Below are 17,193 nucleotides of genomic sequence, written 5' to 3'. Positions count from 1 at the left end.
CTTTTTTGTACCGCATGTCGGCTGGTGGTCACAGGCCATCAGGCCGAAGCCGCCGATTTGGCATTCAGGTGCTTCAGCAGGGCTTCCACGGCATTGAAGCGGGCTTCAGCCGTGTTCAGATCCTGTTCAAAGCGCAGGGTGCTGGCGCCATCAAACTTGTAGATCAATGGGTTTTTCTGGATCAGGCTGACCAGCGTCATGGGGTCCACCTCGGTATGAGGGCTGAACTGCAGTCGGCCGCCCCGTTCCGAGGCATCGATGCGCGTAATGCCGAGCCGCTCGGCCCGTGGACGAAGTGCTGCCTGCCGGAACAGGTGCTTGGCTGACTCCGGCAATAATCCGAACCGGTCAACCAGCTCTACCTGTAGTTCGCGCAATTCGGCATCGTTGCGCGCGTTGCTGATGCGCTTGTACATCATCAGGCGCTGAGACACATCGTGCATGTAGTCGTTTGGCAGTAATGCCTGAACGTTCAGGTTGATATCCACCCCGTCATTGAGGGGCTGCTCGATATTGGGTGTCTTGCCTGCCTTGATCGCGGATACGGCCTGATCAAGCATTTCCATATACAGTGTATATCCGATGGTTTCGATCTGGCCGCTTTGCTCATCTCCCAGCAGCTCGCCGGCGCCTCGTATTTCAAGGTCGTGGCTGGCCAGAGTAAATCCGGCGCCCAGATCCTCGGCCTGGGAAATTGCTTCCAGGCGCTTTTTGGCATCCGATGTCATCTGTCGAGGAGGAGGGGTCAGAAGGTAGGCGTAGGCCTGGTGATGCGAGCGGCCTACGCGCCCCCGCAACTGGTGCAGCTGCGCCAGGCCGAACTTGTCGGCGCGTTCGATGATGATGGTATTGGCGGAGGGTACATCAATGCCGGTTTCGATGATGGTTGAGCAGATCAGGATATTGAACCGCTTGTGATAGAACCCGGACATGGCGTGTTCAAGCTGGCGTTCGGCCATCTGGCCGTGGGCTACGCCGATACGAGCTTCAGGTATGAGTTCACGCAGTTTTTCTGCGGTGGTCTCGATGCTCTTGACTTCGTTATGAAGGTAATATACCTGACCGCCACGCAGTAGTTCGCGGAGGATCGCTTCCTTCAGGATTCCTTCATTACGCTGCTGAACAAAAGTCTTGACCGACAGGCGCCGGGCCGGGGGGGTGGCAATGATCGACATGTCACGCATGCCACTCATCGCCATGGACAAGGTCCTGGGGATGGGGGTGGCGGTGAGGGTCAGAATGTCGACTTCGGCTCGCAGCTGTTTGAGGCGTTCCTTTTGGGATACCCCGAAGCGGTGTTCTTCATCAATGATGACCAGGCCAAGGTTATCGAAGTTCAGGTCACGGCCCAGCAGACGATGTGTGCCGATTACGATATCAGCGCGCCCTTCATTGATGCGTTCAAAGGTATTTTTCAGGGTCTTGCCGGTGGTGAAGCGTGAAATCAGCTCGATATTGATCGCTGTTTCGGCAAATCGGTTGATGAACGAGTCGTAATGCTGCTGTGCCAGAAGGGTGGTTGGCACCAGTACCGCGACCTGGCGCCCGGAGTGGACTGCCAGGAACGCGGCGCGCATGGCCACTTCGGTTTTTCCGAATCCCACATCGCCACATACCACCCTGTCCATGGGTTTCGGGGCGGTCATGTCATCGATAACGCAGTGAATGGCATGGCGCTGATCCGGCGTTTCCTCGAAGGCAAAGTTAGCTGCAAAGCGGGCATATTCCTCGCCCGGCGGCTGACAGGCATAGCCTTCGCGGGCTTCACGCCGCGCATAGACGTCGAGTAGCTCTGCGGCGGTATCACGGATGCGCTCGGCCGCCTTGCGTCGTGCCTTGCTCCACTGCTCCGAACCCAGCTTGTTCAGTGGCGCGCTGTCATCACTGGCGCCTGAATAGCGTGAAATCAGATGAAGGTGGTCTACCGGCACGTACAGGCGGGCCTCATTGGCATACATCAGCGTCAGAAACTCTGCCTGCTGTCCGCCGGTGGTGATCGTTTCAAGCCCCAGGTAGCGCCCTACTCCGTGTTGCTGGTGTACTACCGGTGAGCCTTCCTGCAACTCGGAAAGGTGGCGCACGGCCATTTCGTTGTCATCAGTGACACGCTCCCGGCGTCGGGATTGGCGGACAATGTCCCCGAACAGTTCGGTCTCGCTCAATACCAGAAGCGAGGACGCTCCGTCGATCCAGGTGCCGGTGTCCAGTGAGCCATGGGTCATGGCCAGTGATGCATCCGAGGCCAGAAAGTCCTGCCATCCTGATACATTAACGATCGAGCGTTTGAGGGGTGTCAGGGTTTCCTGAAGGACTTCCTGGCGCCCGAGGGATTCGGTAACCAGCAGGACGCGTTGGTCGGGGTGGGCAGCCAGGGCCTCCTGCAGAGCCTTCAGGGGCTGAGTGCTGCGTCCATCAATGGCGACGTTCGGAAGGGCGCGTGTCGCAAAGAATTGGGCATGAGGGTGTTCTGCCGATGTCATCTGCACCCGTGGACGCTCATTGATGAGCTTGAAAAGCTCAGCTACCGGCACGAACTGGTCGGCGGGTGGCAGGAGAGGGCGCGTCGGATCCACCCCCAGGTTTTCAAAGCGTGAGGTGATGGAGTGCCAGTGGGCTTCTGCGGCCTGAAAGACACCATCAAGCAGGGCTACCGGTGTGTCGGCCGGCAGGTGGTCAAACAGCATGGATGTCTGTTCGAAAAACAGGGGCAGGTACTGCTCAAGTCCCGGGGCCGGTATGCCGCGCAGAGCATCTACATAAAGCGTGCATTGCCGCGGGTCGACATCAAAGCGGGTCTCGAACTGTTCTCGGAATCTGGCAATGGCTTCCGTAGTCAGCGGGTACTCATGGGCAGGCAGCAGGGCAACCTGCTCCACCTTGTCGATGGAGCGCTGGGTGTCCGGATCGAAGGTGCGTAGCGTGTCGATGTCATTGTCGAATAGATCAATGCGCAGAGGTGCCTCGCTCCCGACCGGATAGAGGTCAATAATGGCGCCGCGGAAGGCGTATTCACCCGGCTCGTAGACGGTTTCAACCGCGCGATAGCCGGCCTTGTGAAGCTGGTGGCGAAAATGCTCGCGGTCCAGCGTTTGTCCCTGGGTCAGGGTCATGGCCTGAATGGCGACGTAACCGGTAGGAGGCAGCCGCTGCATCAGGGTGTTGGCAGCCACAATGACTATGCCATCAAAGCCGACCTGTAACTGATTCAATAGCTTGAGTCGGGCGGACACAATGTCCTGATGCGGCGAAAAGCTGTCATAAGGCAGCGTTTCCCAGTCCGGAAACAGGGTGATGGCAGCGTCATGACCGGCATAGAACCGCAGGTTGTTTTCAAGCTGCTGGGCAGTGGCGGTATCCGGGGCAATGACGACGGAAGGCCCGGGGTGTCGGGCTGCCCAGTGAAATAGCGCAAGGGCACTGGCACTGCCATCAAGCGGGCCCCAGTAGCAGGTCTTGTCCCGTGAGGCAGGACTCGGGGGAGAAAACGGACTGTAGGTGATATCTGTCACGAGGAAATAACCGCCTTGACTGTGTGCGTGAACGATTGAAGCCTTTTGTGCCGACACCGGGCGCGGACAGCAGGACATAACGTGGAGACGCTGGAGTGTAGTTTAAAGGTAGAAGAGCGACAGGGGCAGTTCTTCCGGCGTAAATGCCCGGTATGGTCCGGCTCCGAGGCTGAAGGATTCTTGTAGTTCAGTGACTGAAGTGCCGTCGAAGGGGCCTTGCAGGGCGCTGTTGTAGGGGCTCTCGTGTAGTCGTGTTACACCGGGGTCGACTACGCCGTGGTTGTCGCCGTTATAACGAATACGGATAATGCGCCCGTTGCTTGTTTTCCACGTTTTTTTGCGTTCCGCCCATGCGGGGCGCTGCTGGAGCCAATGCTGCGTTCACAAGCAGGCTATAACCCTGGGTTATAAGCGCTTCAGGCGAGAACAGGTGTCGAGAGAGAGAATTCATATTTCAGGAGAGGCAAGCCATGAGTCGTGGACCGGATGACCAGTGCTTTCAGGTCTGGCAGTCAAATGAGGCACTGGCCGAGGAAATGATTCCTCTGCTGGGAAGGTTGTATCGCGAATACCAGGTTATTCCGGTGATTTATGGACGCCCCCTGGCCCACCAATCAGTCATTCGGATCCTCAAGGATCACCGCTTTGTTCGCAAGGTGGAGGGCACCGAGCTGACCGTGCGCGATACGTTCCCGCTGGTCAAGCGTCTGCTCGAACTGGCGCCTGGTCCTGCCGAGATCGATCTGGGCAAGCTGGCCGTTCGTTTCAAGCGTGAAGGGGCCAGCGACCCGTTGGCATTCCTGAAACAGCAGCTTGCACCGGTCGTTGGTCGCCATGACGCTGAAGCGCGCAAGGTCCAGTCGCCGCAGGATGTGGTGCTGTACGGGTTCGGCCGCATCGGGCGCCTTTTGGCACGTATCATTATTGAAACCGGTGATGCCAGCCAGATGCGCCTGCGAGCCATCGTGGTACGTGGCGCCGGAGGTGACCTTGAAAAGCGTGCCAGCCTGCTGCGTCGTGATTCTGTTCATGGCCCGTTTCAGGGCACGATTGCTCTGGATGAAGACAGCAATGCGCTGATCGTCAATGGACATCGAGTGCAGGTAATCTATGCCGACTCGCCGTCCTCCATCGACTACACGGATTACGGCATTAATGATGCCATTGTCGTGGACAATACCGGCAAGTGGCGTGATCGCGATGGACTGGCGCAGCATCTTGAAGCCAGGGGTGTGGCGAAGGTGCTGCTGACGGCACCGGGCAAGGGCGATCTCAAGAACATCGTCATGGGTATCAATGATGACAGCGTGACTGACGGTGATGACATCATCTCGGCGGCCTCATGCACGACCAACGCGATTACACCGGTGCTCAAGGTGCTGAATGATCGTTTCGGGATCGAGCATGGTCATGTTGAGACGGTGCATTCCTACACCAATGACCAGAACCTGATCGATAATTTTCACAAGGCCGAGCGACGCGGGCGCAGTGCTGCACTTAACATGGTCATCACTGAAACCGGTGCAGCCAAGGCGGTTGTCAAGGCGCTGCCCGAGCTTGATGGCAAGCTGACCGGCAATGCCATTCGTGTGCCAACCCCCAATGTATCGCTGGCCATTCTTAATCTTACCTTGGCCAGCGAAACCGATCGGGCCGAACTCAACGACTACCTTCGCGATATTTCCATCCACTCATCGCTTGGCCACCAGATCGATTACGTGTGCTCACCGGAAGTAGTGTCATCGGATTTTGTCGGTAATCGGCATGCCGGGATTGTCGATGGCGAGGCTACCATCGCGGAAGGGCGCCAGATCGTGCTGTATGTGTGGTACGACAATGAGTACGGTTACAGCTGTCAGGTAACGCGCCTTGTTCAGCGCATGGCCTGCCAGAAGTTGATCGAGCTGCCTGCCTGATCATACCTTTCAGGTGCAAGCCCTTTTAGACTTTAGTCTAAAAGGGCTTTTGTGTTTGTAACCCGGTTTAGGGATTGATAGCCTTTCGAGCGTTCCCTCTTTATAATAATCCGGTTTTTATCGGGCTCGTTTATCTCGGGTCTTCGCAACAACCATCTGATTAACAACGATATCGGGTTTCATCCGCGCCAGCGCCGGGTGTGATTATCTGTGACAGTGCTTTTCGAGCATGCTTTCCTCCCGCTATACCGTGCACAAAAATCAGAACCGACAATTGAGCGAGACTATGATTGAAGTCAAGCGAGGCTTGGACCTCCCGATCGCCGGTGCGCCGGAGCAGCGCATCGAGACCGGTCGTGATGTCCGTCACGTAGCAATTCTCGGCAGTGACTATGTGGGCATGAAGCCCACCATGCTGGTACGTGAAGGCGATAAGGTCGCATTGGGTCAGGCGCTCTTTTCGGACAAGAAAACCGACGGCGTCATGTATACCGCCCCTGCCTCGGGTGAGGTCGTGGCAATCAACCGCGGAGAAAAACGGCGCCTGTTGTCTGTGGTCATCCGCAAGGACCAGGGAATGGAGCCGGTACAATTCACTGCCTACAGTGATGACCAGCTTGCCTCCCTGTCTCGGGATGCGGCCGTAGAGCAACTGGTGGCATCCGGTCTATGGACGGCCTTCCGTACCCGTCCATTCTCGCGTGTGCCTGCGTTAACCTCCGAGCCGGCCGATATTTTCGTGACCGCCATGGATACGCATCCGCTCTCGGCTGATCCGAGTGTGATCATTGATGAACGTGCCGGTGCCTTCAAGCGAGGGCTGCGCGTACTCAAGCGGTTGACCTCAGGGCGCGTTATCGTCTGCAAGGCGCCTGACGGTCGAACCGGTGAAGACGAGAAGGATGTGTCCTATGCCTCCTTTGGCGGCAAGCATCCTGCCGGGTTGCCGGGAACACATATTCACTTTCTTTCTCCGGTTGGCCTGAATCGACAGGTCTGGCATATCGGGTATCAGGATGTGATTGCCATCGGTGAGCTGTTTCATGGTGGTGTGCTGAACAGCGAACGGGTTATTGCCATTGGTGGCCCGCGTGCCGAGAAGCCCCGTCTGATACGTACCTGCCTGGGAGCGAGCCTTGAGGAATTGCTGCAGGGTGAAATCATCAAGCCGGATGATACGCGGGTGATCTCGGGGTCTGTCTTTGGTGGTCGTACTGCGCGCGGCGCCGAGCATTATCTGGGACGTTTTCATACCCAGGCATCCCTGATCGAAGAGGGCGACAAGCACAGCTTCATGGGCTGGCTGTCACCGGGTGCCAAGCGTCACTCCGTACTGGGCATATACATGTCCCGCATTACCGGGCTGAAAGATTACCGGCCTACTACCAACACCAATGGTTCCGAGCGCGCCATGGTACCGGTAGGTGCCTACGAAACCGTCATGCCGCTTGATATTCTGCCGACCCAGCTGCTTCGCTCGCTGATCGTCGGGGATATCGAGTCGGCCATGGAGCTGGGATGTCTTGAGCTGGATGAAGAAGATCTCGCCCTGTGCACTTACGTATGCCCCGGCAAGTACGAGTACGGACCCATTCTGCGTGACAATCTCGCGACAATTGAGAAAGAGGCTTAATAAATGGGCATTCGACAGGTTCTCGACAAGGTCGAGCCTCATTTCCATAGTGGTGGCCGGTACGAAAAGTTCTATGCGCTGTATGAAGCGGTAGATACCATTTTCTACTCGCCACCCAGCGTAACGCGGTCAACTTCTCATCTGCGTGACGGGATTGACCTCAAGCGCATCATGATCACGATGTGGATGTGTACGTTTCCGGCCATGTTCTTCGGCATGTACAACGCCGGACTTCAGGCCAATACAGCACTGCTGACCGAGGGCGTCTCGGCGCTGTCGGGCTGGCGTGACGCGGTCACGATGTCACTGGCCGGTGGGCACGATCCGGAAAGTATCTGGGCCAACTTCGTGCTCGGCGCCACCTATTTCATCCCGATCTATTTCATTACCTTTGCGGTAGGTGGTTTCTGGGAAGTACTGTTTGCCGTCAAGCGCGGCCATGAAATCAACGAAGGCTTCTTTGTAACGTCAGTGCTGTTTGCATTGACGCTGCCGGCGACAACGCCGCTGTGGCAGGTGGCACTGGGGATTACCTTTGGTGTGGTCATTGGCAAGGAAGTTTTTGGCGGTACAGGCAAGAACTTCCTCAATCCGGCGCTGACAGGCCGTGCCTTTCTCTACTTTGCCTATCCGGCTCAGATGTCTGGTGACTCTGTATGGGTGCCCGGTGTCGATGGATACTCCGGTGCGACTGCACTTTCCACGGCGGCTCAGGGTGGTATGGCACAGCTGCAGCAGCAGATGAGCTGGAGTGATGCCTTTTTCGGTTTCATTCAGGGCTCGATGGGCGAGACTTCCACACTGATGATTCTGATCGGTGGGGCGGTTCTGCTGTGGACCCGCATTGCTTCCTGGCGGATCATTCTGGGCGTATTTCTGGGTATGGTACTGACAGCCACGCTGTTCAACCTGATTGGTTCGCAAACCAATCCGATGTTTGTACTGCCCTGGTACTGGCACCTGGTAATCGGTGGTTTTGCCTTCGGCATGATTTTCATGGCAACAGACCCGGTATCGGCGTCGATGACCAACAAGGGCAAGCTCGCCTTCGGTGCTCTGATTGGCATCATGGTGGTGCTGATCCGTGTGGTGAACCCGGCCTTCCCTGAAGGCATGATGCTGGCAATCCTGTTTGCCAACCTGTTCGCCCCTCTGATGGACCATTTTGTGGTTCAGGCCAACGTCAAGCGTCGTCAGAAGCGGCTTGCTACTGCGACAGCCGGTAAGGAGACAGCCTGATGGCCAGTAATAACAACTCCATCAAGAAAACGCTGATTGTGGCTTTTTCCCTGTGCGTTGTATGTTCGGTAGTGGTATCGGCCGCGGCCGTTGCGCTGCGACCGATCCAGCAGACCAACCAGGAACTTGATCGGAAGACCAATATTTTGCAGGTGGCCGAGCTCTACAAGCCGGGTGATAGCGTGGCGGAGCAGTTCAGTCACATTACTCCCCGTGTTGTAAATCTGGATACGGGCAAATACTCCGACAAGTTTGATCCGGAGACCTTTGATCAGTTCGCGGCAGCCGCTGATCCGGCGACATCCCGTTCACTGGGCGGGAATGATCCGGCCGGTATCGGTCGTCGCGAAAACTTTGCCACCGTGTATCTGGTGGGCGACCCGGCCAGGCCGGATCAGATCATCCTTCCCGTGCGTGGCCAGGGGCTGTGGTCCATCATGTACGGGTATCTGGCCCTCAAGGGCGATGGCAACACGATCGTGGGTCTGTCCTTTTACCAGCAGGGTGAAACTCCCGGGCTTGGAGGAGAGGTTGACAACCCCAAGTGGAAAGCCCTCTGGGATGGCAAGCAGGTCTATGCTGATCAGAGCATGACGCCTGTTATTCGTCTGGTGAAGGGCGGCGTCGACGCGCAGACGCCCAATGCCGAAAACAAGGTGGATGCCCTGTCCGGTGCCACACTGACAAGCCGTGGTGTAACTCAGCTATTGCAGTTCTGGCTGGGCGATCAAGGATTTGCCAACTACCTGTCACGTTTTCGTGATCCGTCTCAAGGAGCATAATCATGGCTGCTGATACGCCGAAGGGCGTCCTGACGACGCCGATTTTTCAAAACAACCCGATTGCCCTGCAGATCCTTGGGGTCTGCTCGGCGCTGGCGGTTACCAACTCGGTGCAGACGTCGCTGGTCATGGGGCTTGCGGTTATTGCCGTTACTGCCTTTTCCAGCTTCTTTGTCTCGCTGATCCGTAACCACATGCCGTCGTCGATCCGAATCATCGTGCAAATGACGATCATTGCTTCCCTGGTTATTGTGGTGGATCAGGTGCTGCGCGCCTATGCCTATGAAATTTCCAAGCAGCTGTCGGTATTTGTGGGGCTGATCATCACCAACTGTATCGTCATGGGGCGTGCAGAGGCATATGCCATGCAGAACGGCCCGGGCATGAGCTTCCTTGATGGTGTTGGCAACGGTCTGGGCTATACCTTTGTTCTTCTGGTAGTGGGTGCGGTGCGTGAACTGTTTGGTTCAGGTTCCTTGATGGGGTACACCCTTCTGCATACCGTCAAGGACGGTGGCTGGTACGTCACCAATGGCTTGATGCTGCTGCCGCCATCGGCTTTCTTCGTGATCGGCCTGATGATCTGGGCGATCAGAAGCAGGAATCCGGAACAGGTTGAAGAAGCGGACTTCAAGATTACTGCCAATACTCGAGCGCAGGAGGCTGTCTGATGTTCGAACATTATCTGAGTCTGTTCATTAAGGCCGTATTTGTTGAAAACATGGCGTTGGCCTTCTTCCTCGGCATGTGTACGTTTCTGGCCGTATCCAAGAAGGTGCAGTCGGCGCTGGGGCTGGGCATCGCCGTTGTCGTGGTACTGATGATTACCGTGCCGGTCAACAACCTGATCCTGAACTATCTGCTCAAGGCGGGTGCCCTGTCATGGACAGGTATTGAAGGGGCAGAAAACATTGATCTGACGTTTTTGGGGCTGTTGAGCTATATCGGCGTTATCGCGGCGATCGTTCAGATCCTCGAGATGTTTCTCGACAAGTTCGTGCCGGCACTTTACAACGCGCTGGGTGTATACCTGCCGCTGATTACGGTGAACTGTGCCATCATGGGGGCCTCGCTTTTCATGGTGCAGCGCGACTACAACTTCGGTGAATCAGTGATTTATGGCGCTGGCGCCGGAGTTGGCTGGGCGTTGGCGATTACTGCTCTGGCTGGTATTCGTGAAAAGCTCAAGTACAGCGATGTGCCGGCCGGCCTGCAGGGGCTGGGTATCACCTTCCTGACAGTAGGGTTGATGTCGCTTGGCTTTATGTCGTTTTCAGGCATTCAGCTTTAAGACGCTTACAACTAGAACGCGATAGGGAACCTCGACATGGTCGATTCAACAATTATCCTGCTCGGCGTGGTCATGTTTACCGTGATCGTCCTCGGGCTGGTTGCCGTGATCCTTATGGCACGCAGCCGTCTGGTTTCCAGTGGTGACGTTACCATTGAAATCAACGATGATCCGGACAGCACGCTGACCACCCAAGCTGGTGGCAAGTTGCTGCAGACACTGGCAGCCAATGGCATATTCCTGTCTTCTGCATGTGGCGGCGGTGGCTCCTGCGCGCAGTGCAAGTGCCGGGTAGCCGAGGGCGGCGGATCCATTCTGCCGACCGAGGAAAGCCATTTCACCATGGGTGAAAAGAAGGAAGGCTGGCGCCTTTCCTGCCAGGTACCTGTCAAGCAGGACATGAAGATTCAAGTGCCGGAAGAAGTGTTCGGGGTCAAGAAGTGGGAATGTACCGTGGTTTCCAACCCGAACGTGGCTACCTTCATCAAGGAGCTGACACTGCGCCTTCCGGAGGGCGAAAACGTGGCTTTCCGCGCCGGTGGATACATGCAGCTTGAAGCGCCTGCGTATGACATCAAGTTCAGCGATTTCGATATACCCGAAGAGTACCGGGGAGACTGGGATCGGTTCGGGATGTTCAATGTGACCGGGAAGACCACCGAGCCGGTGATTCGTGCCTACTCGATGGCCAACTACCCTGAAGAGCGTGGCATGTTGAAGTTCAACATCCGTATTGCCACACCTCCGCCGAATACGGACCATCCGCCCGGATTGATGTCGACCTGGGTATTCAGTCTCAAGGAAGGCGACAAGGTCACGGTATATGGTCCCTTTGGTGAGTTCTTTGCCCGGGATACCGATGCTGAAATGGTGTTTGTGGGTGGTGGTGCCGGTATGGCGCCCATGCGAAGCCATATCTTCGATCAGCTCAAGCGTCTCAATAGTGATCGCAAGATTTCGTTCTGGTACGGGGCGCGCTCCATGCGTGAATCGTTCTATAACGAAGAGTATGACCAGCTCGAAGCCGAAAACGAGAACTTCGAATGGCATCTTGCGCTCTCTGACCCGCAGCCGGAAGATAATTGGGAAGGCCCGACAGGCTTTATCCATAACGTTCTGTATGAAAACTACCTGAAGGACCATCCGGCTCCTGAAGACTGTGAATATTATATGTGCGGGCCGCCCATGATGAACGCATCTGTCGTCAAGATGCTGACAGACATGGGCGTCGAGCCTGAAAACATCCTTCTGGATGACTTTGGCGGCTGATGCGCATTATCGGCTGCACTTTAATCGGGCTGGCCCTTGCGGGGCTGGCCCTTTTTTATGCTGAAACAGGCAGTTTTCGTCAATCGAATCGATACATTGGTGGGGTAACCCTGGCCTTGCCCTGGCGGCTGGCCGTGCCGGCGGACACCGTCTCGTCAGATGAGTTGATGCGGCTTGAAACCCGGTTGATTGCTGCGCCGCCATTGCTGGCCATCATGCCTGAGCAAGGCCTTGATCAGCCGGTGGAGATACCGGCGCTGGCATTGATGGATGCCTTTGAGCATGAGCTTGCTGCACGCGGCATAACGCACTATCAGCTTGAAGTGTCGGGCTGGCTGGTAACGCGAAGCATGCTTTACCCGGGGCCAGGAGAGCGTTCGGTGCGGCGATGCCTTGTGAGTGTTGATGCGCCGATTACGCCACCGCTTGCATATCCATCTCGTCAGATGCCGCTGATGCTGACATCCTGTCAGCGACTGTCATCGACATCTGCTGATTAGACAGCGTCGTCACGGTAATCACCTCTCATCTGGTGAATATACTGTTGAGGTGCATGGATGAGCATCCCGGCGTACATATTTGATACAATGGGTTCAGGCCAACAGGCAGACGAGCATTCATCGTCCGGAGGAATAAACATGATGATCTGGGTTCTGGTATTTGCAGCCATGTTGCTGCTGGTGACAGCCATGTCCGTCGGAGTATTGATGGGACGCAAGCCGATCGCCGGCTCATGTGGCGGGCTCAATAACCTTGGGCTCAAGCAGGGGTGTGATATCTGTGGTGGCAAGGATGAAATCTGTGAAGAAGAGCAGAAAAAGCGAGCCGGTGTAGTTCCACGCGCCGCTGCCAGTGCAGACAGTTCGCTGGGTTACGACGCTACGCGCCGCCGGACCTGATATTCACGACAGGAGCTAATGGAACAAGATGGCTGTATATAATTACGACGTGGTAGTGATTGGTTCCGGTCCGGCCGGCGAAAGTGCGGCGCTTAATGCGGCCAAGCACGGCAAGCGCGTGGCAGTAATCGAGGCTCAGTCGTCGGTAGGTGGTAACTGTACCCACAAGGGCACCATTCCTTCCAAGGCGTTGCGCCACGCCGTCAAGCAGATCATTGAGTTCAATACCAACAAGCTGTTCCGGGAAGTAGGCGAGCCGCGCTGGTTTTCATTTTCGCGGGTGCTGGAGCATTCCCGCCGTGTTGTTGATCAGCAGGTGGAAATGAGGACCAATTTTTATGCCCATAATCGGGTAGACCTTTTTTTCGGTACGGCGCGCTTCCAGGATGAGTCCACCATTGTGGTACGGGATAACCACGATGGCGTCGAGGAGCTCAAGACACAGCAGGTCGTCATCGCTACGGGCTCTCGCCCGTATCGTCCGGCAGATATCGATTTTCGCCATCCCCGTATCTACTGTTCCGACACCATTCTGGATCTGAGTCATTCACCCCGCACGTTGATCATCTACGGCGCCGGTGTCATTGGCTCCGAATATGCTTCCATATTTTCCGGGCTGGGCGTCAAGGTTGATCTGGTCGATACACGCGAGCGCCTATTGTCATTTCTTGATGATGAGATCAGCGATGCGCTCTCTTATCACCTGAGAAACAACGGCGTACTGGTACGGCATAATGAAGAATATGAGCGTGTTGAAGGGGATGAGGGCGGCGTTACGGTTTATTTGAAATCGGGCAAGAAACTGCGTGCCGATGCCTTCATGTGGGCCAATGGTCGGACCGGTAATACCGACCAGCTCGGGCTTGAAAATATCGGACTCTCCGCCAATTCCCGTGGCCAGCTTCAGGTGGACGAGCATTATCGTACGGAATTGCCCCACATCTATGCGGCCGGGGATGTCATTGGCTGGCCCAGTCTGGCCAGTGCCGCCTATGACCAGGGACGTTTTGCGTCAGCGGATCTGTTGAATGACGATTTCCAGTTCGTGGATGATATCCCGACCGGAATTTATACCATTCCCGAGATCAGCTCCGTAGGCAAGAACGAGCGTGAACTCACCAATGCATGTGTTCCCTACGAGGTTGGACAGGTCTTTTTCAAGGATACGGCGCGGGCGCAGATTACCAACGACCGTGTCGGGATGCTCAAGATCCTGTTTCACCCCGAAACACTGGCCATTCTGGGAATCCACTGCTTTGGTGACCAGGCGTCCGAGATTATTCACATCGGTCAGGCCATCATGCGGCAAAAGGGCGAGGCTAATACGCTGAAGTACTTCCTCAATACAACCTTCAATTACCCGACCATGGCGGAAGCCTATCGGGTCGCCGCCCAGAATGGCTACAACCGGATTTTCTAGGCGACTGTTGTCGATATACCAATGGAGGCATGTTGCAGATGCAGCGCGAAAAAAAAAGCGATGGTGATCTGACCTTTACCTTTGGGCACGATGAAATCGTGCTGCATCGCCGCTACGAAATCCTGAGCATGCTCAATGACATGATGATCGGGCTCTGGTTTCTGGTCGGTAGCTTCTGTTTCTTTTATGAAGGCACCCTGTTGACGATCGGTACCTGGCTGTTTGTCATCGGCAGTGCGCAATTGTTGCTGCGGCCTGGCATTCAGCTGGCCCGATCAATACACCTCAAGCACCTGCCTGCCCGGCCCGAGGATCTATAGCGCCTGATTTACTGTGAGCGATAGCGGTACAGTCTCAGACTGGGAATATAGGGATCATCCTCGATTCGGGTATCTTCCCGCCGTGCTCGGGTGCGGTGCGTCGGCGGCGTGGCGGGCGGCGTGTTGATCAGTGGTAACCGATCAGTGTGATCGGCCGGAATGATCAACGGGAGGGCCATGTTCAGGGCGCGTCGCGTATGGCCATCGGCCAGCGGCTCCTTGAAAAACAGATTGCCACGCATGACAGGTGCCTGGTGCTGAACCTGCGCCAGGATTTCGTCACTCGGCAGGGCGGCCAGCTTTTGCCACTGGATTCTGATGTGTGCCGCCTCATTGTTGAATGCTGCCAGTTTCTCCTGAGCCTGTTCCACCGTCAGGCGTTTAATGGAGCGTCCGCTGGTATACCAGGACAGGTGCAGGCGGGCCAGCGGTGCTTCGGCAATTGGCAGGCGTCGCCATGTCTGTTTGAGGTGAAGCCTGGCCAGACCACGCTGCTCCAGTGGTGCTTCCACTGCAGGGTGTCGGCGTGGCAGGTGTACCTTCAGCTCGGCAACCGCGCTGGCAGATTGCTTGCGCAGTTGTCCCACCAGTGTACCAAAATGGTCCTTGCGTTCGTTCAGGGTCATGGCGAGTTCAAGAGTGGTATCGTCAGCGAGTACCACGCCAATATAGTTGCGCGTTGCGCGGCCATCCTGCCCGTCTTCATACCACATGTCCTCCAGAGCCTGGCGTAGCCACTGCGCGGGCGCCGACGTGTCACATAATGTCCACTGGCGAGGCTTTCTGGTGTCGACGGCATCACAGAATCGGGCAGTGGCTTCAACCACACCATCAAAGGCCTGTTCTATTTCAGCCGTCAGTTGGTAACTGGAAAGCGGTTTGGTGGACATGGGGTTCCTGAAGTAATGCCGGGCAGAGTGCCCGGCGATGGGGATGGGATCAGTCTATGTAACGGCGGGTCAGATGCCCATATGCATCCACCCGGCGGTCCCGCAGGTAGGGCCACATGCGCCGTATCTGCTCGCTGCGCGCCATGCTGATATCGGTAATCAGTGTCGTGGGTTCTTCGCCGGCGTGTTCAAGAAACTCACCCTGGGGCCCGGCGATGAAGCTGCCCCCCCAGAACCGGATACCGGCGCTCGATTGATCGGGCGCTGCTTCATGGCCGGTGCGGTTGGCGACCATGACCGGCAGGCCATTGGCAACGGCATGTGAGCGCTGGATCAGTGTCCATGCATCCAGCTGGCGCTGGTTTTCGTCGCCTTCTTCATCCGGATCCCATCCGATGGCCGTGGGATAAAGCAGTATATCAGCACCGGCAAGAGCCATGAGCCGGGCTGCTTCCGGGTACCATTGATCCCAGCAGACCAGAATGCCAAGTCTGCCGACCGAGGTTTCAACCGGGGTAAAGCCAAGCCCTTCCTGCTGGGCGGCATCCCCGGGGGTGAAATAGAATTTTTCATAGAAACCGGGGTCATCCGGAATATGCATTTTCCGGTAGTGACCGACTCGGCCCTTCTTGCCGTCCAGTACGACGGCAGTGTTGTGATATACCCCGGCGGCGCGACGCTCGAAAATCGATCCCACGATCACGATGTCGAGCTCGGCAGCCAGCGCGGCCAGGCAGGTCGTTGTCGGGCCGTCCAGTGGCTCGGCCAGATCAAATAGATCGGCGTCTTCTGTCTGACAGAAGTAATGCGTAGCGTGCAGCTCCTGAAGAAGCACCAGTCGTGCTCCATCGGCGGCGAGGGCGCGGATGCCTTCTGCCGAGGCTGCCAGACTTTTCTGTTTATCCGGCCAGGCCGGTTGTTGTACAAGCCCTGCGCGAAGATGGGTCATGACAGCTCCTGTGTCTTGGCGTTGGCCTCTGCCGGTGCGAGCGTGCCTCGCGGCAGCTGCATGGTCAGGCAGTGAAGGCTGCCGTGTTGGCGTATTACGGTACGGCAGTCCAGAGGAATAATGCGACGTTCGGGAAAGACCGAGGCCAGAGTGTTCAGGGCCTCCAGGTCTGCCGGGTCAGCGTAGACGGGAACGAGTACTTCTTCATTGGTGATCAGGAAATTGGCATAGGTGGCCGGTAATCGATGGCCATCTTCCTGATCATGAACTGCCCTGGGCCAGGGCAGTGCAACCAGCTGCCAGGGGTCGCCATTGGGCTGACGCAGGGCCATCAATTCCTGCTCCATGGCCTGAAAGGCAGGGTAATGGCTATCCTGCGGATTATCGCAGCGAACGTAGGCAATCGTGGTCTCGTTGCAGAAGCGGGCGAGGGTGTCGATGTGACTGTCCGTATCGTCTCCTTCCAGATCGCCCTGGGTCAGCCACAGGACCTGTGTGATTCCCCACTGGTCTCGGGCATGGGCTTCCCATTGCTCTCGCGTGGCTCCCGGCGTTCGATTGGCATTGAGCAGACAGGCTGTCGTTGTCAGCAGTGTACCGGCGCCATTACTTTCAATGGCTCCGCCTTCAAGGATATGGGCCTGCTGGTTGATGAGTGGCGCCTGCCAGACGCCCTGTTCCTGCAAGGCAAGAGACAGGGCATTATCCTGTTGTGCCTCGAACTTGCCGCCCCAGCCGGTAAAACGGTAATCCAGCAGTTCAGGATGGCCATCGTTCAGGCGCGTAATCGGGCCATGATCCCGCGTCCAGGTATCGTCGGCTGAGGCCGTCACCAGGTGATATTGGTATGAAGGGACGCCAATGGACTCGAAGCGGGACGCCAGTGCCTGGCCTGTGGCATCGTTTTCCACCGTGATCAGAACCTGCTGGTAGCGCGTCACGGACAGCACCAGGGCTTCCAGCATGGCTTCCAGGCGGTCGCACAGTGGGCCCCAGTCGCTGGTACTGGCAGGCCAGGTCAACTGAATGGCGTCCTGGGGATACCATTCTGCCGGCAGGGAGTAAGTCATCGCTGT

The 17,193-nt window shown here is 56.7% G+C and carries 15 protein-coding genes; 11 read left to right on the top strand and 4 right to left on the bottom strand.

Annotated elements, in window-relative coordinates:
* Positions 1 to 38 precede the first annotated feature (38 nt).
* Positions 39 to 3,509, bottom strand: a complete 3,471-nt coding sequence (mfd, locus tag OQ287_RS05570; RefSeq protein ID WP_265895796.1) for a transcription-repair coupling factor — start codon at positions 3,507 to 3,509, stop codon at positions 39 to 41.
* Between the two features lie 470 nt (positions 3,510 to 3,979).
* On the opposite strand from mfd, the gene OQ287_RS05565 reads away from it, so the two are divergent.
* The 11 genes from OQ287_RS05565 (at position 3,980) to OQ287_RS05515 (ending at position 14,278) form a co-directional block, all read left to right on the top strand.
* Positions 3,980 to 5,425 carry a glyceraldehyde-3-phosphate dehydrogenase gene (locus tag OQ287_RS05565; RefSeq protein WP_265895795.1) on the top strand — a complete coding sequence of 482 codons (1,446 nt, stop codon included), beginning with the start codon at positions 3,980 to 3,982 and terminating at the stop codon, positions 5,423 to 5,425.
* 286 nt (positions 5,426 to 5,711) lie between these two features.
* Positions 5,712 to 7,058 carry a Na(+)-translocating NADH-quinone reductase subunit A gene (locus tag OQ287_RS05560; protein ID WP_250937517.1) on the top strand — a complete coding sequence of 449 codons (1,347 nt, stop codon included), beginning with the start codon at positions 5,712 to 5,714 and terminating at the stop codon, positions 7,056 to 7,058.
* Between the two features lie 3 nt (positions 7,059 to 7,061).
* Positions 7,062 to 8,297 (top strand): NADH:ubiquinone reductase (Na(+)-transporting) subunit B, encoded by a 1,236-nt coding sequence (locus OQ287_RS05555; RefSeq protein ID WP_250937515.1) that lies wholly within the window; start codon positions 7,062 to 7,064, stop codon positions 8,295 to 8,297.
* Positions 8,297 to 9,079, top strand: coding sequence for a Na(+)-translocating NADH-quinone reductase subunit C (locus tag OQ287_RS05550; RefSeq protein ID WP_250937512.1), 783 nt, complete (start codon positions 8,297 to 8,299; stop codon positions 9,077 to 9,079). Before OQ287_RS05555 ends, OQ287_RS05550 begins: the two co-directional genes overlap by 1 nt.
* Before the next feature lie 2 nt (positions 9,080 to 9,081).
* Entirely contained in the window at positions 9,082 to 9,750 is a 669-nt protein-coding gene (locus tag OQ287_RS05545) for an NADH:ubiquinone reductase (Na(+)-transporting) subunit D (RefSeq protein WP_250937510.1), read from the top strand.
* Positions 9,750 to 10,370, top strand: a complete 621-nt coding sequence (nqrE, locus tag OQ287_RS05540) for an NADH:ubiquinone reductase (Na(+)-transporting) subunit E (RefSeq protein ID WP_250937508.1) — start codon at positions 9,750 to 9,752, stop codon at positions 10,368 to 10,370. Before OQ287_RS05545 ends, nqrE begins: the two co-directional genes overlap by 1 nt.
* A 36-nt stretch (positions 10,371 to 10,406) precedes the next feature.
* Positions 10,407 to 11,639 carry an NADH:ubiquinone reductase (Na(+)-transporting) subunit F gene (nqrF, locus tag OQ287_RS05535; protein ID WP_250937506.1) on the top strand — a complete coding sequence of 411 codons (1,233 nt, stop codon included), beginning with the start codon at positions 10,407 to 10,409 and terminating at the stop codon, positions 11,637 to 11,639.
* Positions 11,639 to 12,139: a hypothetical protein gene (locus OQ287_RS05530; RefSeq protein WP_265895794.1), complete on the top strand. Its 501-nt coding sequence runs from the start codon at positions 11,639 to 11,641 to the stop codon at positions 12,137 to 12,139. Before nqrF ends, OQ287_RS05530 begins: the two co-directional genes overlap by 1 nt.
* Positions 12,140 to 12,277: 138 nt before the next feature.
* Positions 12,278 to 12,538, top strand: coding sequence for a (Na+)-NQR maturation NqrM (gene nqrM, locus OQ287_RS05525; protein WP_250937502.1), 261 nt, complete (start codon positions 12,278 to 12,280; stop codon positions 12,536 to 12,538).
* Positions 12,539 to 12,566: 28 nt separating this feature from the next.
* On the top strand, positions 12,567 to 13,958 hold the full coding sequence (gene sthA / locus OQ287_RS05520; protein ID WP_265895793.1) for a Si-specific NAD(P)(+) transhydrogenase: 1,392 nt from the start codon (positions 12,567 to 12,569) through the stop codon (positions 13,956 to 13,958).
* Between the two features lie 38 nt (positions 13,959 to 13,996).
* The gene (locus OQ287_RS05515; protein ID WP_250937498.1) at positions 13,997 to 14,278 is read left to right on the top strand and encodes a YrhK family protein; all 282 of its coding nucleotides are present in this window, start codon (positions 13,997 to 13,999) and stop codon (positions 14,276 to 14,278) included.
* Between the two features lie 8 nt (positions 14,279 to 14,286).
* Here OQ287_RS05515 and OQ287_RS05510 read toward each other — a convergent pair whose 3' ends face one another.
* The 3 genes from OQ287_RS05510 to OQ287_RS05500 are packed head-to-tail and all read right to left on the bottom strand — an operon-like array spanning position 14,287 to position 17,187.
* Positions 14,287 to 15,168: a DNA replication terminus site-binding protein gene (locus OQ287_RS05510; protein ID WP_265895792.1), complete on the bottom strand. Its 882-nt coding sequence runs from the start codon at positions 15,166 to 15,168 to the stop codon at positions 14,287 to 14,289.
* Positions 15,169 to 15,217: 49 nt separating this feature from the next.
* Positions 15,218 to 16,117, bottom strand: a complete 900-nt coding sequence (locus tag OQ287_RS05505) for a carbon-nitrogen hydrolase (RefSeq protein WP_265895791.1) — start codon at positions 16,115 to 16,117, stop codon at positions 15,218 to 15,220.
* Positions 16,114 to 17,187 carry an agmatine deiminase family protein gene (locus OQ287_RS05500; RefSeq protein ID WP_265895790.1) on the bottom strand — a complete coding sequence of 358 codons (1,074 nt, stop codon included), beginning with the start codon at positions 17,185 to 17,187 and terminating at the stop codon, positions 16,114 to 16,116. The genes OQ287_RS05505 and OQ287_RS05500 overlap by 4 nt, the downstream gene beginning before the upstream one ends.
* Positions 17,188 to 17,193 lie beyond the last annotated feature (6 nt).

This window comes from Larsenimonas rhizosphaerae (assembly GCF_026240105.1).
Taxonomy (GTDB): Bacteria; Pseudomonadota; Gammaproteobacteria; order Pseudomonadales; family Halomonadaceae; genus Larsenimonas; species Larsenimonas rhizosphaerae.
This window is presented reverse-complemented; position numbering and strand designations above follow the sequence as displayed.